The organism is Streptomyces sp. NPDC001914, from assembly GCF_042891215.1.
Classification (GTDB): Bacteria; Actinomycetota; Actinomycetes; order Streptomycetales; family Streptomycetaceae; genus Streptomyces.
Map to the genome: position 1 here is coordinate 112,087 of NZ_JBIASW010000020.1, position 24,353 is coordinate 136,439.

A 24,353-nucleotide genomic window follows, 5' to 3' on the forward strand; every position below is an offset into this window, starting at 1 on the left:
TAGGTAAGGTAACGAAGTACTTGCACTGAAGTAGCCGGCTTCCGGTGCTGGGATCCGGTTGCCGTCCCCGGCGGAACCGGATCGGCGAGAAAGGAACAGCCCCTGACTGTCCACCACCTCAACCAGCTCCTGCTCGTGTGCTCGCTCGTCCTCCTCGTCGCGGTGGCGGCGGTCCGGATCTCCTCACGCAGCGGGCTCCCCACGCTGCTCGTCTACCTGGGGATCGGCGTCGCGATCGGCCAGGACGGAGTGGGCGACGTCCAGTTCAGCAACGCCGAACTGACCCAGGTCATCGGATACGCGGCCCTGGTCGTGATCCTGGCCGAAGGCGGACTCGGCACGAAGTGGAAGGAGATCAGACCGGCCCTGCCGGCGGCCTCCTCGCTGGCGACGGTGGGCGTAGCGGTGAGCGTCGGCGTCACGGCCGCGGGCGCGCACTACCTGATCGGCCTCGAATGGCACCAGGCGTTCATCATCGGGGCGGTCGTCTCCTCGACGGACGCGGCGGCGGTCTTCTCGGTCCTGCGGAAGATCCCCCTCCCCACGCGCGTGACGGGCATTCTGGAGGCCGAATCGGGCTTCAACGACGCCCCCGTGGTCATCCTGGTCGTCGCGTTCTCCACCGCGGGCCCGGTCGAGCACTGGTACACGCTGCTCGGCGAGATCGCGCTGGAGCTGACCATCGGCGCCGCCATCGGTGTCGCGGTCGGCTGGCTGGGCGCGTACGGACTGCGGCACGTGGCACTGCCGGCCTCCGGCCTGTACCCGATCGCGGTCATGGCGATCGCCGTCGCGGCCTACGCCGCCGGCGCGCTCGCCCACGGCAGCGGCTTCCTCGCCGTCTACCTCGCCTCCATGGTCCTCGGGAACGCGAAGCTGCCGCACTGGCCCGCCACGCGCGGCTTCGCCGAGGGGCTCGGCTGGATCGCCCAGATCGGCATGTTCGTGCTGCTCGGCCTGCTGGTCACCCCGCACGAGATGGGCGACGACATCGTCCCGGCCCTCGTCATCGGCCTGGTGCTGACGATGGTGGCGCGGCCGCTGAGCGTGGTCGCGGGCCTGCTGCCGTTCCGCATCCCGTGGCAGGAGCAGGTGCTGCTGTCCTGGGCGGGACTGCGCGGCGCCGTGCCCATCATCCTGGCGACGATCCCGATGGTGAGCGGCGTCGCCGAGAGCAAGCGGATCTTCAACATCGTCTTCGTCCTGGTCGTCGTCTACACCCTCATCCAGGGTCCGACCCTGCCGTGGCTGGCCCGCAAGCTCCGTCTCGGGGTGTCCGCGGGGGCCGCCGACCTCGGCATCGAGTCGGCGCCGCTGGAGCGGCTGCGCGGCCATCTGCTGTCCGTCGCGATCCCCGAGGGGTCGCGCATGCACGGTGTCGAGGTGGGCGAGCTGCGGCTGCCCCCGGGCGCCGCGGTCACCCTCGTCGTCCGCGAGTCGAAGTCCTTCGTCCCCCTGCCCACGACGGTGCTGCGGCTCGGCGACGAACTGCTCGTCGTGGCGACCGACCCGGTGCGCGACGCGACCGAGAGACGCCTGCGCGCGGTGGGCCAGGGCGGCAAGCTCGCCGACTGGCTGGGCATCGACGGCGGCGACGGGACGGAACACCGGACCCAGCACAGAACGGGCCTGTGACGCGGGCGCAGGTCCCCGGCCGGTTCTTACGGAACTACGGACCCGCGTCTTACGAAACCCCTCCGGGCCTTACGAGACATCGAACGAGAAACCGAATGCGGCGGGCTTTCACAGGCCCACGGACGCGGAGTGCTCTTTTTCACAGGCCCGGCGGGGCGGCCACCCCCTGTACGATGAACGCACACCTTGATCGAACCAACTCTGCCTGACGCAGAGCTGGCGCGACCGTATGGCGGCCGTGACGTCCTTTGGCCAGGACGCCGGTATCTACCGCAGATCCGCGCAAGAGGACAGCTCTCGGCGCCCCCCGCACGGGCGCGCTACCAGGCGGCAGAAAGGCACGGGCCGTGGCATCCACGGTCACCTCCCGCCCCGGGTACGGACAGCTGCTGCGTACCCGCGGCGCCTGGACGTTCCTGCTCCCCGGCTTCGCCGCCCGTCAGCCGTTCGCCATGCTGACGATCTCCATCGTGCTGCTCGTACAGCACACCACCGGCTCGTACGGGGCGGCCGGCGCCGTCGCGGCCGTCACCGGTGTCTCGATGGCCCTGTTCGCTCCGTTCACCGGGCGTCTGGCCGACCGGCACGGACAGCGGGCCGTCCTGCTCCCCGGCGTCCTCGTGCACGCCGTGGCCGGCTTCTCCCTGACCGCGCTCGCGCTGGGGGGCGCCCCCCTGTGGGTGCTCTTCGCCGCCGCGGTGCCCACCGGTGCCTCGGTGCCGCAGATCAGCCCCATGGTGCGGGCCCGCTGGGGCGTGAAGCTCCAGGGCTCGCCCCTGATGTCCACCGCGGCCGCCTTCGAGTCCGTCACGGACGAGCTGACCTTCGTCTTCGGCCCGCTGCTCGCCACCGCGCTGTGCACGACCGTGGCCCCCGCCGCGGGCCTGCTGACCGAGGCGTCGCTGACCCTGGTCGGCGGTCTGCTGTTCGCCGCGCAGAGGAGCACCCAGCCCGCGGTGTCCGCCGCCGGGCACGCGCGCGTGGAGCACGTCTCCGCTCTGCGCATCCCCGGAGTGCGCGTTCTGGTCATGACGTTCCTGGGCATCGGATCCGTCTTCGGCGGCATGCAGGTCTCGCTGGCCGCGTACAGCGAGTCGATCGGCGAGCCCGGCCTGAACGGTGTCCTGTACGGCGTCTTCGCGGCCGGCAACATGCTCTCGGGCATCGTCTGCGGCGCCATCGCCTGGAAGGTGGCCCCGCAGCGACGGCTCGTCGTCGGGTACGCGGCCCTCGCGGTCGCCGCCTCCGGACTGTGGGCCGCCAACTCGGTGATCGTGCTCGCCGGCCTCGGCCTCGTGGTGGGCATGTGCATCGCTCCGAGCCTGATCACCGGCTACACCCTGGTCGAGAGCCTCGTCCCGCAGGGGGCCCGCACCGAGGCCTTCACCTGGCTCACCGGTGCCGTCGCGCTCGGCCAGGCGGCGGCCGTCACGGTCGCCGGACAGCTCGAGGACAGGCTCTGGGACGGCGCCGGTTTCCTGGTGCCGATGGCCGGTACGGCACTGGCTCTGGCGACCCTCGTGGCACTGCGTTCACGCCTCGTCGCACACGCCCCGAGCCGTGCCGTCGCACGTGGCGTCGGTCACCGCGTGCCGGTGACAGTGGACTGATCTCGCGGAATACGTCAGTATGGACCGTCGTTAGCACTCACTGAGTGAGAGTGCCAGGAGGAAGACAAGTGCCGACCTACCAGTACCAGTGCACCGAGTGCGGCGAGGGCCTCGAGGCGGTGCAGAAGTTCACCGATGACGCCCTGACCGAATGCCCGACCTGCAACGGCCGCCTGAAGAAGGTGTTCTCGGCCGTCGGCATTGTCTTCAAGGGCTCCGGCTTCTACCGCAACGACAGCCGCGGCTCCTCGTCGAGCAGCTCGCCGGCGTCGAAGCCGTCCACGACCTCGACCTCGGACGCGAAGTCCTCGTCGTCGGCGTCCACCTCGTCGTCCTCGGACACGAAGTCGTCGACCGCGAAGTCGTCGGGCACCGGCTCCGCCGGCAGCTCCGCCGCTTAAGGACTCCACGGTCCCTTCAGGACTCCACGGTCCGCGGCCGGGACTCCCGTCCCGGCAACGCGGCCGTCGCCTCGGGGCCCGCGGGCCCCACAGGCTCGTTCCCGGAAGACCCCGTCGTCACGACGACGGGGTCTTCCGCGTTCCCCCGTCCGGGACAGCCCGTAGGGTGCCGTTCATGGCGAACACGGAGAACCCTCAGACCCCGGGCGGGCAGCAGCCGACGGCCTCGGCCGAGATCGGCGTCATCGGAGGCTCGGGCTTCTACTCCTTCCTCGACGACGTCACCGAGCTGCGGGTGGACACCCCCTACGGGCCTCCCAGCGACTCCCTGTTCCTCGGCGAGATCGCCGGCCGGCGGGTCGCCTTCCTGCCCCGCCACGGCCGCGGCCACCACCTGCCGCCGCACCGCATCAACTACCGGGCCAACCTGTGGGCGCTGCGCTCCGTCGGAGCCCGCCAGATCCTCGGCCCCTGCGCCGTGGGCGGACTGCGTCCCGAGTACGGCCCCGGCACCCTGCTCGTTCCCGACCAGTTCGTGGACCGCACGAAGTCACGGGCGCAGTCCTACTTCGACGGGCTGCCACTGCCCGACGGCACGGTGCCGAACGTGGTGCACGTGTCGCTGGCCGACCCGTACTGCCCCGTCGGACGCAAGGCCGCGCTGGAGGCGGCACACGGACGCGACTGGGAGGCCGTGGACGGCGGCGCGCTCGTGGTCATAGAGGGACCGCGGTTCTCCACCCGGGCCGAATCGCTCTGGCACCAGGCGCAGGGCTGGTCCGTGGTCGGCATGACCGGGCATCCCGAGGCCGCGCTCGCCCGCGAACTGGAGCTCTGCTACACCTCCCTGACGCTGGTCACCGACCTGGACGCGGGCGCCGAGAGCGGCGAGGGCGTCTCGCACGACGAGGTGCTGAAGGTGTTCGCGGCGAACGTGGACCGGCTGCGGGGCGTGCTCTTCGACGCGGTCGCGGGGCTGCCGGAGAACGGCTCGCGGGACTGCCTGTGCACGAGGGCGCTGGGCGGCATGGATCCGGGCTTCGACCTGCCGTGACGCGAACGGGCATGACGCGAACGGCCGTGACCCGACGACCGTGACCGAACGACCGTGACCGATCGCCCCTGACGTGTGCCCGAGCGGGGCGGAACCTCCCGTTCGGGTGAGGGAGTTGTCCACAAGTCCCCGTCCGTCCACGGGCGTCGGCGGGCTTCGCCGCGAGACCTCATCGTGGGATCGCAAGCCGGTCCCTCGTCACAGGTGGTGGTCACCATGGCACAGCTCTCGCGACACGTCCGTCCGCCGGGCGCGGACACCCCTCCGACCCGCGAGGTGCCGCAGTTCGCGCCCCTGCGGGTGCGGGGCGGGCGCTTCCGCCCCCGGCCCCTCGCCCGGCACAGGCGGCGGGCCCTCGCCGCGGGCCTGGCGATGACGGCGGCCGCGCTCGTGGCGGCCGGGCCGGGCGACGCCGGACGGGCGCGCGGACATCCGGCGTCCACGCCCTCCGCCTCCGCCAGGGCTTCCGCCCCCGTGCGCGGGCCGGTCGCGGCCGAGAGGGTGAGGGCCCCGGTCCGGATCGCGGACGGCGCGGCGGTGAGCCTGCTGCGACCCGGCGACCGGGTCGACGTGATCGCGGCGGACGGCGGCGGCGAGGTGCGGGTGGTCGCGGCAGGGGCGCGGGTCACAGGGGTGCCGGACACCGGCACCACCGGCACCACCGGCACCACCGGCCTCACCGGCACGGGAGCGCTGGTCGTCCTGTCCGTTCCGCGCGCGACGGCCGTGCGGCTGGCCGGCGCGGGCACCACGTCACGGCTGGCGGTGACGCTGCGATGAGCGCCGAAACCGTGTCAAGTCTCTCGGCCGAGCGACCCAGTTGGACAGACTCGGGACACCCTGCCGTAGGTTGCGGAGCTGTTTGTTCCACAACCTGCGCGGAGGGGCCTCCTAGTGAGCGACAACAAGCAGCCCGGCGTCTGGGAGGGCTTCAAGGCCTTCCTGATGCGCGGCAACGTCATCGACCTGGCCGTCGCCGTGGTCATCGGCGCGGCCTTCACCAACATCGTCAACGCCGTGGTGAAGGGCATCATCAATCCGCTGGTGGGCGCTGTCGGCACGAAGAACCTCGACAACTACAGCTCCTGCCTGGAGAGCCCCTGCACCGGCAGCGGGGCGGACGCCACGGGCATCCGCATCATGTGGGGCTCGGTGCTGGGCGCCACGCTCAGCTTCGTGATCACCGCCACCGTCGTCTACTTCCTGATGGTGCTGCCGATGGCCAAGTTCCTGGCCCGGCAGGCGGCCCGCCAGAAGGCGAAGGAGGGCACGAAGGAGGTCATCGAGGTGTCCGAGCTGGAGGTGCTCAAGCAGATCCGCGACGAGCTGGTCGCCCAGCGCGGTCAGGGACAGGGACGCCGCGAGTACTGACGGCGAGGCCGTGGCCGTGCGCCCGGGAGACCGGCGGGCGCCGGGAGACCGGGGCGCGCGCTTCCCGGGTCGCGGGCGCCCGGGGCCGGACTCAGATGTGGTGGGGCGGCTTCTCGTCGAGGAAGCGCTTGAGGTCGGCGGCACTGTCACCGGTGCCGTCGGCCCGCTCGCCCCACCCACGGTCCGTATCGTCCGAGGACTGCTGGTTCAACGGATCGTCGAAGACCAGTGCGGGCTTCGGATCGCGCGGTTCGGGGGCGGGGGCGGGACTCATGCCCCAAGCGTACGCCGCGGGGGCGTGGGGCCGACCCGGTCGACCCAGGAGCGCTTGTGAAGGCATTCACAAGAATTTCCGGCGCTTTTCTGCTGTGCTTGGCGCTATGACCTCCCGTTCCGCTCCGGAATCCGCCTCGACCCCACGGTCCCCTGGCCACTGGCCGTTGCGCAGAATGACCGCCCGCGGCCGCGACGAGGCGCACCGGGTCGCGTCGCCGCTGGAGCTCCTGTTCGACCTGTGTTTCGTGGTGGCCATCGCCCAGGCGGGCGCCGAGCTGGTGCACGCCGTGGCGGAGGGACACGCGGGCGAGGGCATCCTCGACTACGCGATGATCTTCTTCGCCATCTGGTGGGCGTGGATGAACTTCAGCTGGTTCGCGTCGGCCTACGACAACGACGACGTGCTCTACCGGATCGTCACGCTGGTCCAGATCGCCGGCGTCCTGGTGCTCGCGGCCGGGGTGTCCAAGGCGTTCGAGAACCACGACTTCCTGGTGGTCTGGCTGGGCTACGTGATCATGCGGTTCGCGATGATCGCGCAGTGGCTGCGGGTGGCCCGGTCCACCGAGGGCCCCGAGAGAACGATGGCCCTGCGGTACGCGGGCGGTGTGCTGCTGTGCCAGATCGGCTGGCTCGGCCTGCTGATCGCCCCGGAAGGCGGCCGCCCGTGGGTCTTCCTGGTGGTGGCCGTCGCCGAACTGTGCGTCCCGCTGTTCGCGGAGAAGGACTTCACCACGTCCTGGCATCCGCGCCACATCGCCGAGCGGTACGGACTGTTCACGATCATCGTGCTGGGCGAGACGATCGCCGCCGCCACCGTCGCGGTGAAGTCGGCCGTCGACGAGCACGACGCGCTGGGCGAGCTGCTCCCGATCGCCGCGGGCGGCCTGCTGATCGTGTTCTCCGCCTGGTGGATCTACTTCGTGGTGCCGATCCACGGCCATCTGCGGTCCAACGGACAGGCCTTCCTGTGGGGGTACGGCCACTATCTGATCTTCGCGTCGGCCGCCGCGATCGGTGCGGGCCTGGAGGTCGCGGTCGAGCAAGCGGTCGGCACGGCGCACATCTCGGCCCTCTCGGCGTCCGCCGCGGTGACACTGCCGACCGCCCTGTACTTCCTCGCCGTCTGGGTGCTGCACTCCCGCTACTTCAAGGTCGGCATCGCCCAGCAGCTCGTGCTGCCGACCGCCGCGCTGCTCGTCATCCTGTGCACCTTCCTGGGCGACTGGGCGGTCCTCGCCGCCGGGATCGTCTCCGCACTGGCCGTGGCGGTCGGGGTCGTGATGACGACGCGGATGGTGACGCGGGAAGCGGCGGCCGGAGCGGCGCGAAGAGCCTAGGGGGTGTCCGGCGCGCGAGGTGTCCGGGAGGCCGGAGCGCGAAGCGTCCGGGAGGTGTCCGGCGCGCGGGCACGCTGCCGAGTCCCCGGCCGCGGCCGGGGAAGACTGGGCGCATGACAGTTGACGCTCTGACCGATGTCGTGGGTCTGCGGGTGGGGCACGCGACGCGCACCGGGGACGGTTGGCTCACCGGGACGACGGTGGTGCTCGCTCCCGAGGGAGGTGTGATCGCCGCCGTGGACGTGCGCGGCGGCGGGCCCGGCACCAAGGAGACGGACGCGCTCGACCCGCGCAACCTCGTGCAGCGGATCGAGGCCGTCGTGCTGACCGGGGGCAGCGCGTACGGGCTGGACTCGGCGTCGGGCGTGATGACGTGGCTGGAGGAGCGGGGACGCGGGGTGCGGGTGGGACCGGACCCGACGCACGTCGTGCCCGTCGTGCCGGCCGCCTGCGTCTTCGACCTCGGGCGCGGCGGCGACTTCCGGGCGCGGCCGGACGCCTCCACCGGACGCGCGGCGGTCGAGGCCGCCGACGCGAGCGGGCTGCGCTCTCCGGTGCGCGAGGGCGGAGTGGGCGCCGGTACGGGCGCGGTGGCCGGCGCGCTCAAGGGCGGGGTCGGGACGGCGAGTGCCCTGCTGGAGTCCGGTGTCACGGTGGCGGCGCTGGTGGTGGCCAACGCGGTGGGCTCGGTGGTGGAGCCGGAGACGGGGGCGCTGTACGGGGAGTTGACGCGGGGGCTGACGGAGTTCCCGTCGGACGGGGTGCGCGAGGCGGCCCGGCTGCGGCTCGCGGAGGCCGCCGCGCGGAACGCGCCGCCGCCGCTCAACACCACGCTCGCCGTCGTCGCCACCGACGCCGCTCTGACGCGGGCCCAGGCGCAGAAGCTCGCGGGCACGGCGCACGACGGGATCGCGCGTGCCGTGCGGCCGGTGCACCTGCTGAACGACGGGGACACGGTGTTCGCGCTGGCCACGGGCGACCGGCCGCTCGACGCCGGGAATCCCCTGGCGCTCAACGAGATCCTCGCGGCGGGCGCCGACCTGGTGACGCGCGCGATCGTGCGCGCCGTACGCGCGGCGGAATCGGTGGACGGGCCGGGCGGAACGTGGCCGTCGTACGAAGAGCTTTACGGGGAGGGCGGGTTGGGGGACCGGATGTCGTAGCGCCCGGGAACTGGTGCGGCAAGGGCGCCTTGCAGGACAATGAGCGCGACGGGCCTGAACCTTTCGCGGCGCGCGTGGACCGCGGGAAGTGCCGCCTGACGAGGGCTTTTTGACGACCTGGTGAGCCGCGGGGGAACTGACCGCACGGTCCGCCCGTTTTGGGTCCGTACGTTTTCTCGGTTCGCGGACATGATGTCCGACCGAGGGGCTACGGTATGCACCCACAAGGTGACATGCAGCAACGCCGGGAGAAACCTTGAGCGTTCCGTACGAGACGGCAGCGTACGAACCACCCGAGTCGCCCGAGTCTCCGGAGGAGCATCTCGCACGACTTCTGGGCCGCGCCCTGAACTCGTTCGAGCTGCCCGACGAGGCGATACGGCGGCTCGACTGCGCGCTGGCGCACGACAGTTCGCTGCACTCCGCGCACCACAGCGCGGGGCTGCACCGGGAGACGTACCGGCACACCTGGCTGCTCGCCGACGGGTCCACCGTCACGCTGTGGGAGCTGGTGCACAACACGGCGGCCGGTCACGACGCCCAGCACGAGGTGTACGTGGACGAGGAGGAGCTGCGCACCGCCACGGCCCGGCTGCCGCTCCCCCCGGACGCTCCGGACTTCGAGCTGCCGGTGTTCATGCAGTTGTCGCCGGTCCCCGAGCCGCGTCACACCTACGTGCCGGACGACTCCGCCGATCACGCGCGCCGGCTCCTGCGGCGTGCGGAGAACCCGGACCGGCCGGACGCCGACCTCACGTCGCTGCTGCTGCGGGAGGCGTTCGCGCACCAGATCACGCAGGCCTTCGGGCGTCCGTGCCGCGCGGGGCAGGCGGGGCTGTGCTTCTCGCTCTACGAGCACGCGTTCCTGCTGCGCGACGGGCAGGAGATCTCCCTGTGGGAGGTCGAGCACACGGCGACGCCGGACCGGCGGCACATGTGCGAGGTGTACGCGAGCGAGGACGCGGCCCGGGACGCGATGGAGCGCCGGGCGGCGCGACTGGGCTGACGACGGGGAAGGGGCCCGGCACCTGAGGTGCCGGGCCCCTTCCCCGTTCGGACCTCCGCGTCGTGCGGGTGGTGCCGGAACCGGGCGGCGCCTCCGGGGCGCCGCCCGGGACAGGGATCAGCCGACGAACTCCGGCTTCAGGTCCTTGTCCTTGTCCCTGTCCTTGCCCTGATCCTGGCTGTCCTCCTTGCCCTGATCCTGAATCCCGCCCTGGACCCGGCTGTCGCCCTTGCCGTGATCCTGGGCGTCTTCCTTGCCCTGGTCCCGGGTGTCCGTGTCGTCCTGTGCGCCTTCCATGTGCTGGGCCGGCTGCTTGGGCAGGGCGAACATCAGCAGGAAGATGACGATCAGCACGGCGGCGACCCAGCCCAGCGCGTGCTGGAAGGCGTTCACGAAGGCCGGGCCCACCTGGGCGAGCGTCAGCCGGTCGCCGATCTCGCCGAAGAAGACGACCGAGACCAGGCCGAGGCCGAGCGCGTTGCCCATCTGCTGCACGGTGTTGATCAGGCCCGAGGCCGAACCCGCGTGCTCACGCGGCACGCCGGAGAGCACGGCGTCCGTCAGCGGCGCGACGATGAAGCCCATGCCGGCGCCCATGACGACCAGCGGGAGGGCCATCTGCCAGGAGGCGATGTCCATGCCGTAGCGGTCGGACTCCCAGATGTAGATCAGGACACCCAGGGCCATGATCAGGGCGCCGGCCTGGAGCACCTTGCGCCCGAAGCGCGGGACGAGCAGCTGGACGGACATGCCGGCCGCCGCCGAGACCGCGATCGAGAACGGCACTCCGGTCAGACCCGCACGCAGCGGGCTCCAGCCCAGTCCGGTCTGCATGTACAGCGTCCAGACCAGGAAGAAGATGCCGAGCGACACACCGAAGACGGTCTGCACGGCGATGCCCGCCGCGAAGCTCTTCACCTTGAACAGCGACAGCTCGACCAGCGGTGAACCGTCCCGCGCCGTCTTCCGCTTCTCGTACGCCACCAGCGCCGCGAAGACCACGAGGGAGCCGGCCATCGAGAGGTGCCCCCACAGCGGCCAGCCCAGCTCACGGCCCCGGGTCAGCGGGTAGAGCAGCATCAGCAGGCCGAGCGTGACGAGGGCGACGCCGACGAGGTCGAGCTTGAGGGCCCGCGGGGCCTTGGACTCGCTGATGAAGCGGCGGCCCAGGATCAGCGCGACGACACCGACCGGCAGGTTGATGAGGAAGATCGGCCGCCATTCCAGACCGAACAGGTTCCACTCGGTGAGCAGCGCGCCGAGCAGCGGACCCGAGACCGCGCCCAGACCGACGATCGCGCCGAACAGGCCGAAGACCTTGCCGCGTTCGTGCGCCGGGAAGGTGGCGTGCACGATCGACAGGACCTGCGGCACCATCATCGCGGCCATGGCGCCCTGGAGGAGGCGCGAGGCGACGAGCATCTCGGGGTTCACCGCGAAGCCGCACAGCGCGGAGGCGACCGTGAAGCCGGCCACGCCGAGGAGGAAGAGCCGCTTGCGGCCGTGGATGTCACCAAGCCGCCCGCCGGTGACGAGTCCCGCGGCGAAGGCCAGTGCGTAGCCCGCGGTGATCCACTGGATCTGGCTGAAGCTGGCGCCCGCGTCGTGCTGGATCGAGGGGATCGCGATGTTGACGATCGTGACGTCGACCAGGTCCATGAAGGCCGCGGTCATCACGATGGCGAGGGCGAACCAGCGCCGTCGGTCGGCCGCGGCGCCGGGCGCCGGGCTGCTGAGAGCTGTCTCAGGGGTCTCGGTGGAGGTCATGCGACCAACATAGAACCCGATTAGGTCAGATCATGTCCTAGTTCTCCGGCACCCTGGAAACCATGACGACCGATACTCCGGCCCGGCTTCTCCAGCTCCTCTCCCTCCTCCAGACGCCCCGCGAGTGGCCCGGCGGCGAGCTGTCCGAGCGCCTCGGGGTGTCCCGGCGCACGGTCCGGCGCGATGTCGACCGGCTCCGTGAACTGGGCTATCCGGTGCAGGCGACCAAGGGGGCCGACGGCGGCTACCGGCTGGTGGCGGGCACCGCGATGCCCCCGCTCGTCCTCGACGACGAGGAGGCCGTCGCGATCGCGGTGGGTCTGCGGGCCGGCGCCGGGCACGCGGTCGCGGGCGTGGACGAGGCCTCCGTACGGGCGCTCGCCAAGCTGGAGCAGGTGCTGCCGTCCCGGCTGCGCCGCCGGGTGTCCCTGCTCCAGGCCGCGACCACTCCGCTGACCAGCGGGGACGGGGCGAGTATCGCCCCCGAGACGCTGACCGTGATCGCGTCGGCCATCGCGGGTCCGGAGCGGCTGCGGTTCGCCTACCGCTCGGGGGACGGGACACCGTCGCGGCGGCTGACCGAGCCCTACCGGCTCGTCTCCACCGGCCGCCGCTGGTATCTCGTCGCGTACGACGTCGACCGCGACGACTGGCGGACGTTCCGCGTCGACCGGGTGAGCGAACCGTTCGCGACGGGGGCCCGGTTCACGCCCCGCGAACTGCCGACGGGAGACGCCGCCGAGTTCCTGCGGCGGTCGATGTACGGGCGCCAGGAGACCTACACGTTCGACGTCACCTTCGCCGCCCCGGCCGAGTTCGTCGCGGAGCGCGTGCCCACGTGGGTCGGCGCGCCCGAGCCGGTCGACGAGCGGACCTGCCGGCTGCGGGCCTCCTCCAGCGACTCCGTGGAGTGGCTCGCGGTGCGGATCGCGATGGTCGACTGCGACTTCACGGTCCGGGAACCGAGAGAACTTGTGGAATACGTAAGGGAGTTGGGTGCACGGCTGAGCCGGGCGGGCGGAGTGCCGCAGACTGACGGCGCCTGACGGTCGGCAGCACTCCACGGGGGTGGTGACACCCGGTGGACCGTCGGCGACGGCAGGTTATGTCGCTGTGGCAGAATCTGCCATCCGGGTCACCCCGGGGTTCAGGTTCGGGGTGGCCCGCCCCCATACTGCCCGGAATCCCTCCGCGCCCACCCTCGCGCACCCCGGCCCTCGTCGAACCGTTCCTCATGCGTCCCCGCAGGCGCCACCCCCGACACCAGGCCCCACCCTCCAGGCCCCCGCTCCCTGCTCCCGGCTCCCTCTCAGCCCCCGCGGCCCCCGGCCCCCGCCCCGACTCCGGCCCCGGCTCCGGCTCGGAGCAAAAAGGAGTCGAGCTCCGGCGCCGGGGGGGGAGGCGCCGAAGCTCGACTCTGGAAGAGTCCCGGCGCGGGGGGGGTGAGCGTCGGGACTCGGTTCTCGGGAGCGGCCTGTCTCCATTCGGGTGGGCTTCCGTTCGGGACTTCCGCTCGGTGTTGCTGTTCGCTTCTTCTGCTCGGACGGGGCCCGGAGCGTGGGCCCTGAGGTCTTGTTCCCAGGGCCCGGCGGATTGAAGCGGCCTTACATGGCCATGTCTGGTCGACTTGTGGCCAACGTGGCGGGGGTGCCCGTGCGCGGACTGGGCGGAGCGGGTCCGGTGCCCGCCCGGTGAATGAACCCGTACGGCCCACTCACCCCGCTCGCCCGGACCGCCCCGTGCGCTCCGCCTGTCCCGTCGCCGTTACGCCGCCGCGTCGAATCCGGTGTCGCGCGCCAGCTTCTTCAGTTCGAGCAGGGCGTGCTTCTCGATCTGGCGGATGCGCTCGCGCGTGAGCCCGTGCTCCTTGCCGACCTCCGTGAGGGTGCGCTCCCGGCCGTCGTCGATGCCGTACCGCATCTTGATGATGGAGGCGGTGCGCTGGTCGAGGTGGCCGATCAGATCGTCCAGTTCCTCGCTGCGCAGCAGTGTCAGCACCGACTGCTCGGGCGACACGGCGGAGGTGTCCTCCAGCAGGTCGCCGAACTGGGTCTCGCCCTCGTCGTCGACCGACATGTTCAGGGAGACCGGGTCGCGGGCCCAGTCGAGCACGTCGCCGACGCGCTCCGGCGTCGTGCCGAGCTCGGCCGCTATCTCCGCGTGCTCCGGCTCGCGACCGTTCTCACGGTTGAACTCGCGCTGCACGCGACGGATCCTGCCCAGTTCCTCGACCAGGTGGACGGGGAGGCGGATCGTGCGCGACTGGTCGGCGATGGAACGGGTGATGGCCTGACGGATCCACCAGGTGGCGTACGTCGAGAACTTGAAGCCCTTGCGGTAGTCGAACTTCTCGACCGCGCGCACCAGGCCGGCGTTCCCCTCCTGGATCAGGTCGAGCAGGGGCAGGCCGCTGCGCGGGTAACGGCGCGCCACGGCGACGACCAGCCGCAGGTTCGAGCGGATGAAGACGTCCTTGGCGCGCTCGCTGTCGGCGACCAGGGCCTCCAGCTCCTCGCGGGACGCGTCCGCCTTGGCCTCCGCCTCACCGTCGAGGATCTGCCGCGCGAACACACCCGCTTCGATGACCTGGGACAACTCGACTTCCTTGGCGGCGTCGAGCAGCGGTGTTCGCGCGATCTCGTCGAGGTACATGCCGACCAGGTCGCGATCGGCGATTTCGCCGCCTCCGGCGCGAACACTGCGTGCCGCGTCGGCGGTCCCGCCGGTGGCGGACTGACGACGGGCGACGGCACGGGTTGCCATGCGTGCTCCCTTGCGTGGTGGGCTTGCGGGTGGTCCGGGACATCCGGTTTCACCCTTCCGGGTGCCCGGCATCCGATGGAAACAACGACTGGAATCAGGACAGAATTCCCAACCCGCCCTCTGATTTTTCTGATCATGCAGTACCCTGTCGCACCACTTGGGAGGGCCGATGCGGTCAGAACGTACAGATGTGCAGGTCAGGCCGGGAGTGGCGGCTGATCTCGGCGCACTCACGGAGCTGTACAACCACTACGTGCGTGAGACGCCCATCACGTTCGACACCATTGTCTTCACGCCGGAGGAACGCCGTCCGTGGCTGCTCTCCCACCCTGAAGACGGACCGCACCGCCTGATGGTTGCCACGGAGGCGGATTCACAGGTGATTCTGGGGTACGCCACGTCCAGTGCCTTTCGCGCCAAACCCGCCTACGCGACCTCCGTGGAGGTGACGGTCTACGTCGCCCCCGGCGCCGGAGGCCGGGGCGTCGGCACCCTCCTCTACGAAGCGCTCTTCTCGGCGCTCGCCGCCGAGGACCTGCACCGGGCCTACGCCGGTGTCGCACTGCCCAACGAAGCGTCCGTGCGCCTGCACGAACGCTTCGGGTTCCGGCACGTCGGCACGTACCGGGAGGTCGGCCGCAAGTTCGGCCGCTACTGGGACGTCGCCTGGTACGAGAAGGAACTCACCCACTAGGACGGGCCCCGGACACCCGGGACCGGGCCCGTCCGCCGCTCACCCGACCACCCGACCAGTCACTAAGTCACTCAGTCACCGGGGCACCCAGCCGCTGGGACACTCAGCCGAACTGCACCGACCGCTTGGCCATCCCCAGCCAGAATCCGTCGATCACGGACCGCTGCCCGTCCAGCCCCCCGACGGCGTCGGCCGCGCCCATGGTCACGAAGAGCGGGGCGAAGTGCTCGGTGCGCGGGTGGGCGAGGCGGCCCGCCGGGGACTTGCGCTCGAAGTCGAGGAGCGCGTCCACGTCACCGGCCTCCAGCGCGCGGTGCCCCCAGTCGTCGAACTCGCTGGACCAGGTGGGCACTCCCCCGCCGGTGTGCCTGAGGGCCGCGAGATTGTGGGTGAAGAAGCCGGAGCCGACGATCAGCACGCCCTCGTCGCGCAGCGGCGCGAGCTTCCGCCCGATCTCGAACAGCCGGACCGGGTCGAGCGTCGGCATGGAGATCTGGAGCACCGGGATGTCGGCCTCGGGGAACATCTCCTTGAGCGGGACGTAGGCGCCGTGGTCGAGCCCCCGGTCCGGGATGTCCTGCACCGGCGTACCGGGCGCGCGCAGCAGCTTCCGTACGGACTCGGCGAGCGCGGGAGCGCCGGGGGCCGCGTACGTGACCTGGTAGTAGTGCTCGGGGAAGCCCCAGAAGTCGTAGACGAGCGGGACCGTCTCGGTCGCGCCGAGGGCGAGCGGGGCCTCCTCCCAGTGGGCGGAGACCATCAGGATCGCCTTGGGGCGGGGCAGGCCGGCCGACCATGCGGCGAGCTGGCCGGGCCAGACCGGGTCGTCGGCGAGCGGCGGGGCACCGTGGCTGAGATAGAGGGCGGGCATGCGCTCCGGCGCGGGGCGCTCCTCGGTGGCGGCTGACATGGCGGCTCCCTCCGGAGATTCCATCGTACGGCGGCAGTGCTTGACCTTTGAAGCAGTTGCTTAAAGTCTCAAGTTCTCACGTCGAGACTACGGGGGTTTTGTTTAAGTTTCAAGAAGGACCTCGTACAGTGGAGTACATGGACACGGCACCCGCTCCCGCTGAAGAGCCGCGCTGGCTCACCGACGAGGAACAGCGCATCTGGCGTGCGTACATGCACGCCACCACCCTCCTGGAGGACCACCTCGACCGTCAGCTCCAGCGCGACGCGGGCATGCCGCACATCTACTACGGCCTGCTCGTGCAGCTCGGGGAGGCGCCGCACCGCCGGCTGCGGATGACGGAGCTGGCCATGAACGCGAAGATCACCCGCTCACGGCTCTCGCACGCCGTCGCGCGGCTGGAGAAGAACGGCTGGGTACGCCGCGAGGACTGCCCCTCCGACAAGCGGGGCCAGTTCGCCGTCCTGACCGACGAGGGCTACGAGGTGCTGAAGCGCACCGCGCCGGGCCATGTCGCCGCCGTGCGCCAGGCCCTGTTCGACCGCCTCGGACCGGACCAGCGGAAGGCCTTCGGCGAGGCCATGCGGATCATCGCCGAGGGGCTCCAGCCGAAGGACGCGGGCGCGGATCTGCCCTGGCTGCGCTAGTGCCTGCCCGGCGGGGCGGTTGAGTCGGTTCGGGTCGGAGGAAGCCCAGTGCTGCACGGCTGCACGGCTGCACGGCTGCACGGCTGCACGGCTGCACGGCTGCACGGCTGCACGGCTGCACGGCTGCACGGCTGCGGCATGCTCCACCGGGCAGGCCCGCGCCCGCTGTTCGGAGCAGGTGGCGGGACGCGGGACTGCCCCGGCTCCCCGTGCTGGGAGCCGGGGCAGTCCCCGGAGTCGTACGGACGAGGCGTCCCCACCCCGCGTCCGTACGCGAAGTACCCGAAGGGAGTCTGCGCCGGTTTCGTCAGTGGGCGACGACCGGCACCCTGACCTCGTCCTCCGCGCCCTCGCCCGAGCCGGCGACCGCGGAGGCGTCCGGACGGCCGGTGTTGATCAGGGTGAAGGCGATTCCCGCGGCGACCACGAGGATGCCGACGGCGAACCAGATCGCGTTGCTGTAGCCGTGGACCATGCCCTCGGCCTGGACGAGCTGCTGCTGCGCCTTGGTGCCGGCGCCCGCGATGTGGTCCTTGATGTAGGCGGTGGTCGCGGAGGCCGCGATCGTGTTCAGCAGGGCCGTACCGATCGCACCGCCGACCTGCTGCGAGGTGTTGACCATCGCCGAGGCGACACCGGCGTCACGCGGCTCGATGCCGTGCGTGGCCAGCGACATGGCCGGCATGAACGCCGTACCCATGCCGAGGCCGAGCAGCAGCATCGCCGGCAGCACCAGGGACGCGTACGACGAGCCGATCTCCAGCTGCGCCAGGAGCAGCATGCCGAGCGCGGCGACCAGGAAGCCGGGGCCCATCAGCAGCCGCGGCGCGACGCGGGTCATCAGACGGGCGCCGATCTGCGTGGAGCCCGTGATCATGCCCGCGATCATCGGCAGGAAGGCGAAGCCGGTCGAGATCGGCGAGTAGCCCTTCACGATCTGCAGGTAGTAGGTGAGGAAGAGGAACGTGCCGAACATCGCGATGATCGCGAGGCCGAGGGAGAGGTAGACGCCGCCGCGGTTGCGGTCGAGGACCACACGCAGGGGCAGCAGCGGGGCCTTGACCTTGGACTCGGTGAGGACGAACGCGGCCAGCAGCACGGCCGAGGCCACGAACAGGCCCACCGTCAGGGAGTCGCTCCAGCCGTTCGACTCGGCGCGGGTGAACCCGTAGACGAGGGAGACCAGACCGAGGGTGGACAGGACGACGCCCGGGATGTCGAGCGGCGAACGGTTGCGGCCGCCCTTGGGCTCACGGATGACGAAGTACGCGCCGGCCGCGGCGATGATCGCGAACGGGATGTTGACGAAGAAGGTCCAGCGCCAGTTCATGTACTCGGTGAGGACACCGCCGAGGATGAAGCCGACGGCGCCGCCGCCACCGGCGATCGCACCGTAGATGCCGAAGGCCTTGGCGCGCTCCTTGGCGTCGGTGAACATCACGGCGAGCAGCGAGAGGGCCGCGGGCGCCAGCAGCGCGCCGAACACACCCTGGAGGGCGCGGGCGCCGAACATCATCGCGCCGCTCTGCGCCGCGCCACCGAGCGCGGAGGCCGCGGCGAAGCCGACGAGGCCCACGACGAACGCCCGCTTGCGTCCCCAGATGTCGGCGATACGGCCGCCGAACAGGAGCAGACCACCGAAGGCGAGGGCGTAGGCCGTGACGACCCACTGCCGGTTGCCGTCGGAGATGCCGAGGTCCTGCTGGGCCGAGGGCAGGGCGATGTTCACGATCGTGGCGTCGAGCACCACCATCAGCTGGGCCAGCGCGATGAAGACGAGCGCTTTCCAGCGGTTGCTGTGCGCGTCGGACGCTGGATCCGGAATTGCTTTGGACGTGCCTGTTTCAGACATGGGGGTACCCACTCCGGGACTTCGTAGCGAAAAATGCAGTGAAAGGGGACGGCGCGTCGTCGGTGACGGCCGGAAAGGCAGTTCAGTACGGCTATGTGGCTATGCGTCTATGCGGCTGTGCGAGTCATGAGTGACGCGTGTGATGCGTGCGTCGTGGTCTACGAACGATGGGTCGTGCGTCGTGTCGTGCGAACGATGATTCGTGCGTCGTGATGTGCGAACGATGATTCGTGCGTCGCGAGTTGTCGGATGCGAGCAGGGGTCACAGGTTCTGACCGGCGTCCGGTGCCTGACTCATCGGCCCGTCGGCCGATCGGTCACGGCGCCCGCCGTGTCGGTCACACTTGTCGCAGTCCCTCCACGGTGGCGGCCACTCCCGGCAGTTCGGAACGGGCCGGGGCCCGCATCCCGTCCAGGAAAAGCTGCAGATGACGGTGTACGAAGCGGTCGATGCCCTGGCAACCGGTGCCCGGCAGCGGCCTGGTGAGCTGACTGACGGCGATCATCAGGTCGCCCACCTCGACATCGGGGCGGAGCTGTCCGGCCTCACGGGCGCGGGACATCAGCCGCTGGATCAGTTCGGTGATCCGGTCGCGTGCGGCGACCAGGTCGGGATGGTTCTGGTCGAAGTTCTCGGAGAGCATCGGGCACAGGGCACCGATCCGCTCGTCCGCGGCGAAGTGCACGAAGCCGCTCAGAACCTCGAACGCGTCGCCTTCCTCGGCGAGCGCCTCCTCGATCCACTCCGAGGTGCGGTCCATGACCGAGCAGACGACCTCGCGGGCGAGGGCGTCGCGGTCGGGGAAGTTGCGGTACACCGTGGCGTTGCCGACACCGGCCCGGCGGGCGATCTCGTCGAACGGCACGTCGGCGCCGAACTCGACGAACATCTCGCGGGCGGCGGCGACGATCCGCTCCCGGTTGCGCAGGGCGTCGGCACGGGGCCGGGCCACTCGGCGCTGCACGGGGGTTGCGGTCTCCACGGCGTACTCCTCGAAGCGACTCGGAGCTGATTGCGATCCGGGGATTCGGTCCCCGTTTCGCTCGGACGTATGGCTAAACGGGGAGACGGTCCCCGGTTATTTCCCGGACCCGGAAGAGAATGATGTGACCTGCGTCACATTCATTCTTCCTCGCCCTTCCCCGCCCTTCCACCTCCCGCGGAGGCACCCGATCGGGCTCCCGTGAAGGCACCCGATGGAGCTCCCGCGGAGGCACCCGACCGGGCCCCGCGGAGGAACCCAACGGGGCCCCGCCGAGGAACCCAACCGGGCTCCGCGGCGAAACCCGATCGGGCTCATTCAGCGCGCGCCCGGCGCGTCGGCGACTCAGGGTGATCGAAAGGGTGCAGTCGGACACCGGTGGCTGCCGTGGAGCGAAGGGCCCCCGCATGCAGCCGTCCAGCCGCCGCATACGCCCGCGCCGTGTGGCTGCGCTGGTCACGGTGACCGTGCTGACGCTGGCGGTCAGCACGTCCGCCGGGACCGGACACCTGACGGCCGGCTCCGCCACGGCGGGCTCCGCGGCGCTGGCCCGCTCCACGGCGCTCGGCCCCTGCATGATCAACGGTCCGTCGGACGTCCAGATGGGCGAAGGGATTCCGACCGCACCCGGATACGCCCGCTCCACCGGCACCCTGCGCGCCCTGACGCTGATGGTCGACTTCTCCGACGCGCCCGGCAAGGGCAGCGCCCGCGCCCGGTACGACGAGTTCTTCCCGAAGACGCAGGAATGGTTCCGCACCTCCTCCTACGGCCGCCTCGACTACCGCCCCGAGGCCCCCGTCAAGCACTGGCTGCGGATGCCCAAGCCCTTCAAGGCGTACGGGATAGAACGCGGCGCGCCCTTCGACCCCGGGTACCGCGAACTGGTCCAGGACATCGTGGCCACGGCCGATCCGGAGGTCGACTTCCGGTCGTACGACATCCTGAACGTGCTGGTCACCCCCAATGCCGGGCCCTCCGCGCTGGACACCGTGCTGTCCGTGACCTTCGCCGGCAACACGGAGGCACCGGTGGCCGACGGCGTCCCGGTCGCCAACGCGTCCTTCGTCTACAGCCGCCAGGACGACGGCTCGGGCTCCTACGCCGACACCGGCTACCGCGTCCTGCCGCACGAGAACGGTCACACCTTCGGCCTGCCCGACCTCTACACCCAGGACGGCGGCGGCGCGGTCGGGCACTGGGACATCATGAGCGAGGACTGGGGGGCCGACAACGACCTGCTCGGCTGGCACAAGTGGAAGCTCGGCTGGCTCGACGCCTCCCAGGTCGCCTGCGCGGCGGCCCGCGGCACCAGCGAGTACACGCTCACCCCGCTGGCCAGGAAGGGCGGCGCCAAGCTCGTCGTCATACCCGACGGCACCCGGAGCGGCTACGTCCTCGAACTGCGCACCCGCGCGGGCAACGACTCCGCCGTCTGCCGCCCCGGCGTCCTCATCTACAAGGTCGACGCGGACGTGGACACCGGGAACGGGCCCGTCACGGTGTACGACTCCCGTCGCGACAGCGGCGGGTGCACCCGCTCGCCCAACGTCCAGGCGGAACTCTCCGACGCTCCGTTCTCCCCCGGCGAGACCTTCAAGGCCCCCCGTGCGGGACTCACCGTCCAGGTCGCGTCGGCGGACTCCGCGGGGAAGTATCGGGTGTACGTGACGCGCCGCTGACCATCGGGAGGCGGGACTCCTCCGAGAGCCCCACCGGAGAACTCATGCCATCAAGCTCCATGTCATCGGGTCCCAAGCCGCGGCAACCGCAGGCCGCACCTCTGTCTGCCACGGCGTCGGGCCGGGAATCGGCCGGGCCGGACAACGGGGCCGGGGTGCCCGGGGCCGAGGTGCCCGGGGCCGCCGCCGCGGGGGCGGGGGCGGAGGTGCCGGAAGAGGCGGTCACGCCGCTCATCCGGGGGATCGCCGTCCTGCGGAGGCTGACCGAGGCGGACGGTTCGGCCAGTCTGAGCGGACTCGAACGGGCCACCGGGCTCGCGCGGTCCACCGTCGACCGGATCATGGCGACCCTGGCACGCATGGGGTACGTACGCCTCGACGGGCGGGACGCCGTACTGGCCCCGCGCCTGACGGAACTCGGCAACGCCTATCTCGCCGCGCTCCGGCTCCCCCGCGTCCTGGACGCGCACGCCGACGCGCTCGCCGACGAACTCGACGAGTCGGTGTCCATCGCCGTGGGCGACCGGGACGGCATCCGCTTCATCCACCAGTCGACCCGGCGCCGCGCGATGTCGCTGAGCTTCCGCATCGGCGACCTGCTCCCCGCCGAACGCACCGCTCCGGGCCCGCTGTTCGCGTCCGAGTGGAGCGAGGAGGAGTGGACGCGCTGGCGGGAGCGCCGCGCGGCCGACCCGGAGGACCGCGGCTTCCCGGCCGTCCCCGCGCGGAGCAGACCGTACGAGGGCGGGGCGGCCGCCTCGTCCGCGCTGCCGGCCTCTCAACGCCCCACTCTCGGCGACGACTTCGAGGAGCGCGCCGCCGAAGCGGGCCGGACCGGCTGGGCCTCGGACGACCAGCTCATCGAACCGGGCCTCGTCGCGCTGTCGATGCCGGTGCGGGAGGCGGGCCGGATCGCCTGCGTGGTGAACGTGGTGAGCCATACGAGCCGGCACAGCGCGGCCGACCTGCGGGAGACGCTGCTGCCGCGGCTGCGGGCGGCGGTGACCGAGATGGAACGGGCGCTGGCGCTGGACGAAGCCGGGGGTGCGGGAGGCACGGGGGATTCCGGCACCGCGGGGAGCCCCGGCACCGCGGGAGGCCCCGACACCGCCGGGGAGCCCGACCCCGCCGGGGGCCCCGGAGCCGTACGAGACGCCGGAGCCGTACGAGACCCTGGCACCGCGGGAAGCGCGGAACCCACGGGAAGCGCGGAACCCACGGGAAGCGCGGAACCCACGGGAAGGGTCACCGCGTCGACTACAACCACCCCCGCTGCCACAATCGGCGGAACGGCCGCCACCAGCCAGGCGGCCGCCACCGCCCCCTCCGGCACACCCGTCACGACCCCCTCCGGGCTCGCGGACTGGACCGGCGCCTCCAAGCAGGAACTGGGGCGGGAGTTCGTCGAGTCGCTGGCACGGGGGCTGACCGTGATCACCGCCTTCGGCGAGGGCCGCGGCGAACTGACCCTCACGGCCGTCGCCCAGGCGACCGGACTCGCCCGCGCGACCGCCCGCCGCGCCCTGATCACCCTGGAACACCTCGGCTACGTCACCACGCACGACCGCGTCTTCCGTCTCACCCCGCGCGTCCTGGGGCTCGGCTTCCCGCCACTCTCACGGACCACGCTCCCCGAGATCGCGGCCCCGCATCTGACCGAACTCTCCGAGCGGCTGCACGACTCGGTGTCGCTCGCGGTGCTGACGGGCGACGAGATCCAGTACACCGGGCACGTCTCCACGCGCGGCATCATGAGCGTCCGCGTCACCGTCGGCACGCGGCTGCCCGCGTACGCCACCTCCCTGGGGCGAGCGATCCTGGCCGATCTTCCGGTGGCCCAGGCGATGGAGACGATGGCCGGCGCGCCCGGGACCGTCGCCGGGCGGACCATCACGGACCCGGAGCGGTTCAGGGCCGAACTGGACCGGGTGCGGGCGGCCGGATACGCCCTGGTGGACGAGGAGTTGGAGCAGGGCCTGCGGTCCGTCGCCGTCCCGCTGCGCGACCGCGCCGGGCGGACCGTGGCCGCGGTGAACGTGGCCATGCACAGCAGCCGCCGCACCGCCGAGGCGTGCGTGCGCGAGGTGCTGCCCGAGCTGCGCGCGACGGCGAGACGCATCGAGGCGGACCTGCACATCGCGGGCCGCTTCCGCCGGGTGCCACGGACCTGAGGAGATCCCCCACCGGAATCGAACCCTCCCAACCGCCCTCCCCCCTCCTTCACTCTTCAACCACCCATGCAGGCAAGGGAGTTATCACCTGGCGCGAAGATGATCTGTGGGAGAGGGGCCCCGTTGACAGATCCAAAAGCAGGTTCCTAGCGTCGCTTGCGGCAGGACGAACAGCAGCCGAACGACAAGGAGCGTCCGGGTGGTCGCGTCGTGGTGAAGCAGGAGAGGTCCGAGCGGACGAGGCGCAACCTGATCCGGGCCGCCTCGACCGTGTTCGACCGGTCCGGCTACGAACGGGCCACGTTGTCCGCGATCAGTGAGCAGGCGCAGGTCACCAAGGGCGCGCTGTTCTTCCACTTCGCGGCCAAGTCCGACCTGGCCCGTGCCGTCCAGGCCCAGGCCTGCGCGACGTCGGAGGCCGCACTGGGGACCCTGGCGCGGCGCGAGACGCCGGCGTTCGAGATAGCCACCGCCATGGCGCACACGCTGGTGGACCTCCTCGAAACCGACATGACCGTGCGTGCGGGGGCACGTCTGGCCCAGGAGATCAGAACCCCGGACGACCCCTCGTTGCACTGTCACATCAACTGGCTCGGGGCCCTGCACGGGATCCTGGGCCGGGCCCGGAAGGACGGCTCGCTGCTTCCCGACGTCGACGTCCGGGCGGCGGCCGCCCTGATGCTGTCCATGATCACCGGCACGACGGCCCTACCCCGCCTCCCCGCGGACCCCGCCGTACGCCCCCCTCATCCGCGACAGGCCTCGGCCCCGCGCTCCCCCCAGGACACAGGCACCCTGTGGCTGACCCGCATGCTCCACCTGACCCGCCCGGCGCTCTCGAACCTCCCGGCCAACTGACCCGACCCCACCCCACCCCACCTGCACGAACGGGAACCTTCCCAGCCCACACCCGGTATCCGCTACGCTAGCTACCGGATCGCACACGATCCGCACGCCTTCGTAGCTCAGGGGATAGAGCACCGCTCTCCTAAAGCGGGTGTCGCAGGTTCGAATCCTGCCGGGGGCAC

At 71.2% G+C, this 24,353-nt stretch carries 21 protein-coding genes and 1 tRNA gene; 16 read left to right on the forward strand and 6 right to left on the reverse strand.

Annotation, left to right across the window (positions count from 1 at the left end; all coding sequences use genetic code 11):
- The first annotated feature begins 102 nt into the window (after positions 1–102).
- The 6 genes from ACFYYF_RS36695 to mscL all read left to right on the forward strand — a co-directional run bounded on the left by ACFYYF_RS36695 (position 103) and on the right by mscL (position 6,071).
- Positions 103–1,635, forward strand: a complete 1,533-nt coding sequence (locus tag ACFYYF_RS36695; protein ID WP_388782773.1) for a potassium/proton antiporter — start codon at positions 103–105, stop codon at positions 1,633–1,635.
- Between the two features lie 347 nt (positions 1,636–1,982).
- Positions 1,983–3,245 carry an MFS transporter gene (locus tag ACFYYF_RS36700; protein WP_388782721.1) on the forward strand — a complete coding sequence of 421 codons (1,263 nt, stop codon included), beginning with the start codon at positions 1,983–1,985 and terminating at the stop codon, positions 3,243–3,245.
- 68 nt (positions 3,246–3,313) lie between these two features.
- The gene (locus ACFYYF_RS36705) at positions 3,314–3,646 is read left to right on the forward strand and encodes an FmdB family zinc ribbon protein (RefSeq protein ID WP_388782723.1); all 333 of its coding nucleotides are present in this window, start codon (positions 3,314–3,316) and stop codon (positions 3,644–3,646) included.
- A gap of 175 nt (positions 3,647–3,821) precedes the next feature.
- Complete coding sequence (locus ACFYYF_RS36710) at positions 3,822–4,700, forward strand: S-methyl-5'-thioadenosine phosphorylase (protein WP_388782726.1); 879 nt, start codon at positions 3,822–3,824, stop codon at positions 4,698–4,700.
- A 216-nt stretch (positions 4,701–4,916) separates the two neighbouring features.
- On the forward strand, positions 4,917–5,480 hold the full coding sequence (locus ACFYYF_RS36715) for a hypothetical protein (protein WP_388782728.1): 564 nt from the start codon (positions 4,917–4,919) through the stop codon (positions 5,478–5,480).
- Between the two features lie 114 nt (positions 5,481–5,594).
- Positions 5,595–6,071, forward strand: coding sequence for a large conductance mechanosensitive channel protein MscL (gene mscL, locus ACFYYF_RS36720; RefSeq protein ID WP_361683787.1), 477 nt, complete (start codon positions 5,595–5,597; stop codon positions 6,069–6,071).
- A gap of 91 nt (positions 6,072–6,162) precedes the next feature.
- On the opposite strand, the gene ACFYYF_RS36725 is transcribed toward mscL, so the two are convergent.
- Positions 6,163–6,345 (reverse strand): hypothetical protein, encoded by a 183-nt coding sequence (locus tag ACFYYF_RS36725; protein WP_339129897.1) that lies wholly within the window; start codon positions 6,343–6,345, stop codon positions 6,163–6,165.
- A gap of 106 nt (positions 6,346–6,451) precedes the next feature.
- Between ACFYYF_RS36725 and ACFYYF_RS36730 the strand changes: the two genes are divergently transcribed.
- The 3 genes from ACFYYF_RS36730 to ACFYYF_RS36740 all read left to right on the forward strand — a co-directional run bounded on the left by ACFYYF_RS36730 (position 6,452) and on the right by ACFYYF_RS36740 (position 9,856).
- On the forward strand, positions 6,452–7,687 hold the full coding sequence (locus ACFYYF_RS36730; RefSeq protein WP_388782731.1) for a low temperature requirement protein A: 1,236 nt from the start codon (positions 6,452–6,454) through the stop codon (positions 7,685–7,687).
- Between the two features lie 113 nt (positions 7,688–7,800).
- Positions 7,801–8,850: a P1 family peptidase gene (locus ACFYYF_RS36735; RefSeq protein ID WP_388782733.1), complete on the forward strand. Its 1,050-nt coding sequence runs from the start codon at positions 7,801–7,803 to the stop codon at positions 8,848–8,850.
- Between the two features lie 256 nt (positions 8,851–9,106).
- Complete coding sequence (locus ACFYYF_RS36740; RefSeq protein WP_388782736.1) at positions 9,107–9,856, forward strand: DUF6227 family protein; 750 nt, start codon at positions 9,107–9,109, stop codon at positions 9,854–9,856.
- Between the two features lie 117 nt (positions 9,857–9,973).
- On the opposite strand, the gene ACFYYF_RS36745 is transcribed toward ACFYYF_RS36740, so the two are convergent.
- Positions 9,974–11,623 carry an MFS transporter gene (locus tag ACFYYF_RS36745; RefSeq protein WP_388782739.1) on the reverse strand — a complete coding sequence of 550 codons (1,650 nt, stop codon included), beginning with the start codon at positions 11,621–11,623 and terminating at the stop codon, positions 9,974–9,976.
- A 62-nt stretch (positions 11,624–11,685) separates the two neighbouring features.
- Between ACFYYF_RS36745 and ACFYYF_RS36750 the strand changes: the two genes are divergently transcribed.
- Positions 11,686–12,669: a helix-turn-helix transcriptional regulator gene (locus tag ACFYYF_RS36750; protein ID WP_388782741.1), complete on the forward strand. Its 984-nt coding sequence runs from the start codon at positions 11,686–11,688 to the stop codon at positions 12,667–12,669.
- A gap of 718 nt (positions 12,670–13,387) precedes the next feature.
- On the opposite strand, the gene ACFYYF_RS36755 is transcribed toward ACFYYF_RS36750, so the two are convergent.
- The gene (locus ACFYYF_RS36755) at positions 13,388–14,386 is read right to left on the reverse strand and encodes a sigma-70 family RNA polymerase sigma factor (RefSeq protein ID WP_361689884.1); all 999 of its coding nucleotides are present in this window, start codon (positions 14,384–14,386) and stop codon (positions 13,388–13,390) included.
- A gap of 169 nt (positions 14,387–14,555) precedes the next feature.
- Here ACFYYF_RS36755 and ACFYYF_RS36760 point away from each other — a divergent pair, with 169 nt between their 5' ends.
- Entirely contained in the window at positions 14,556–15,080 is a 525-nt protein-coding gene (locus ACFYYF_RS36760; RefSeq protein WP_365482516.1) for an N-acetyltransferase family protein, read from the forward strand.
- A 103-nt stretch (positions 15,081–15,183) separates the two neighbouring features.
- Here the strand turns inward: ACFYYF_RS36760 and ACFYYF_RS36765 are convergent, their stop codons facing one another.
- On the reverse strand, positions 15,184–15,990 hold the full coding sequence (locus tag ACFYYF_RS36765; protein ID WP_365482514.1) for a class III extradiol ring-cleavage dioxygenase: 807 nt from the start codon (positions 15,988–15,990) through the stop codon (positions 15,184–15,186).
- 137 nt (positions 15,991–16,127) lie between these two features.
- Here ACFYYF_RS36765 and ACFYYF_RS36770 point away from each other — a divergent pair, with 137 nt between their 5' ends.
- The gene (locus tag ACFYYF_RS36770; protein WP_361689875.1) at positions 16,128–16,637 is read left to right on the forward strand and encodes a MarR family transcriptional regulator; all 510 of its coding nucleotides are present in this window, start codon (positions 16,128–16,130) and stop codon (positions 16,635–16,637) included.
- Between the two features lie 307 nt (positions 16,638–16,944).
- On the opposite strand, the gene ACFYYF_RS36775 is transcribed toward ACFYYF_RS36770, so the two are convergent.
- A complete protein-coding gene (locus tag ACFYYF_RS36775) occupies positions 16,945–18,489 on the reverse strand; it encodes an MFS transporter (RefSeq protein ID WP_388782746.1) in 1,545 nt (514 codons plus the stop codon).
- A gap of 338 nt (positions 18,490–18,827) precedes the next feature.
- On the reverse strand, positions 18,828–19,472 hold the full coding sequence (locus ACFYYF_RS36780; protein ID WP_361689869.1) for a TetR/AcrR family transcriptional regulator: 645 nt from the start codon (positions 19,470–19,472) through the stop codon (positions 18,828–18,830).
- Positions 19,473–19,879: 407 nt separating this feature from the next.
- Here ACFYYF_RS36780 and ACFYYF_RS36785 point away from each other — a divergent pair, with 407 nt between their 5' ends.
- The 4 genes from ACFYYF_RS36785 (at position 19,880) to ACFYYF_RS36800 (ending at position 24,352) form a co-directional block, all read left to right on the forward strand.
- Positions 19,880–21,154, forward strand: a complete 1,275-nt coding sequence (locus ACFYYF_RS36785; RefSeq protein WP_361689866.1) for a M6 family metalloprotease domain-containing protein — start codon at positions 19,880–19,882, stop codon at positions 21,152–21,154.
- 155 nt (positions 21,155–21,309) lie between these two features.
- Complete coding sequence (locus ACFYYF_RS36790) at positions 21,310–23,325, forward strand: IclR family transcriptional regulator C-terminal domain-containing protein (protein ID WP_388782749.1); 2,016 nt, start codon at positions 21,310–21,312, stop codon at positions 23,323–23,325.
- A gap of 156 nt (positions 23,326–23,481) precedes the next feature.
- On the forward strand, positions 23,482–24,183 hold the full coding sequence (locus ACFYYF_RS36795; protein ID WP_388782752.1) for a ScbR family autoregulator-binding transcription factor: 702 nt from the start codon (positions 23,482–23,484) through the stop codon (positions 24,181–24,183).
- Between the two features lie 96 nt (positions 24,184–24,279).
- A tRNA-Arg gene (locus tag ACFYYF_RS36800) sits at positions 24,280–24,352 on the forward strand.
- Position 24,353 lies beyond the last annotated feature (1 nt).

What these genes read in the sequence shown, in the direction of transcription:
- ACFYYF_RS36725 (WP_339129897.1), bottom strand. Translation starts at nt 6,345, where the DNA reads ATGAGTCCCGCCCCCGCCCCCGAACCGCGCGATCCGAAGCCCGCACTG.
- ACFYYF_RS36745 (WP_388782739.1), bottom strand. Translation starts at nt 11,623, where the DNA reads ATGACCTCCACCGAGACCCCTGAGACAGCTCTCAGCAGCCCGGCGCCC.
- ACFYYF_RS36760 (WP_365482516.1), top strand. Translation starts at nt 14,556, where the DNA reads ATGCGGTCAGAACGTACAGATGTGCAGGTCAGGCCGGGAGTGGCGGCT.
- ACFYYF_RS36730 (WP_388782731.1), top strand. Translation starts at nt 6,452, where the DNA reads ATGACCTCCCGTTCCGCTCCGGAATCCGCCTCGACCCCACGGTCCCCT.
- ACFYYF_RS36750 (WP_388782741.1), top strand. Translation starts at nt 11,686, where the DNA reads ATGACGACCGATACTCCGGCCCGGCTTCTCCAGCTCCTCTCCCTCCTC.
- ACFYYF_RS36770 (WP_361689875.1), top strand. Translation starts at nt 16,128, where the DNA reads ATGGACACGGCACCCGCTCCCGCTGAAGAGCCGCGCTGGCTCACCGAC.
- ACFYYF_RS36735 (WP_388782733.1), top strand. Translation starts at nt 7,801, where the DNA reads ATGACAGTTGACGCTCTGACCGATGTCGTGGGTCTGCGGGTGGGGCAC.
- ACFYYF_RS36785 (WP_361689866.1), top strand. Translation starts at nt 19,880, where the DNA reads ATGCAGCCGTCCAGCCGCCGCATACGCCCGCGCCGTGTGGCTGCGCTG.
- ACFYYF_RS36775 (WP_388782746.1), bottom strand. Translation starts at nt 18,489, where the DNA reads ATGTCTGAAACAGGCACGTCCAAAGCAATTCCGGATCCAGCGTCCGAC.
- ACFYYF_RS36715 (WP_388782728.1), top strand. Translation starts at nt 4,917, where the DNA reads ATGGCACAGCTCTCGCGACACGTCCGTCCGCCGGGCGCGGACACCCCT.
- ACFYYF_RS36755 (WP_361689884.1), bottom strand. Translation starts at nt 14,386, where the DNA reads ATGGCAACCCGTGCCGTCGCCCGTCGTCAGTCCGCCACCGGCGGGACC.
- ACFYYF_RS36765 (WP_365482514.1), bottom strand. Translation starts at nt 15,990, where the DNA reads ATGTCAGCCGCCACCGAGGAGCGCCCCGCGCCGGAGCGCATGCCCGCC.
- ACFYYF_RS36710 (WP_388782726.1), top strand. Translation starts at nt 3,822, where the DNA reads ATGGCGAACACGGAGAACCCTCAGACCCCGGGCGGGCAGCAGCCGACG.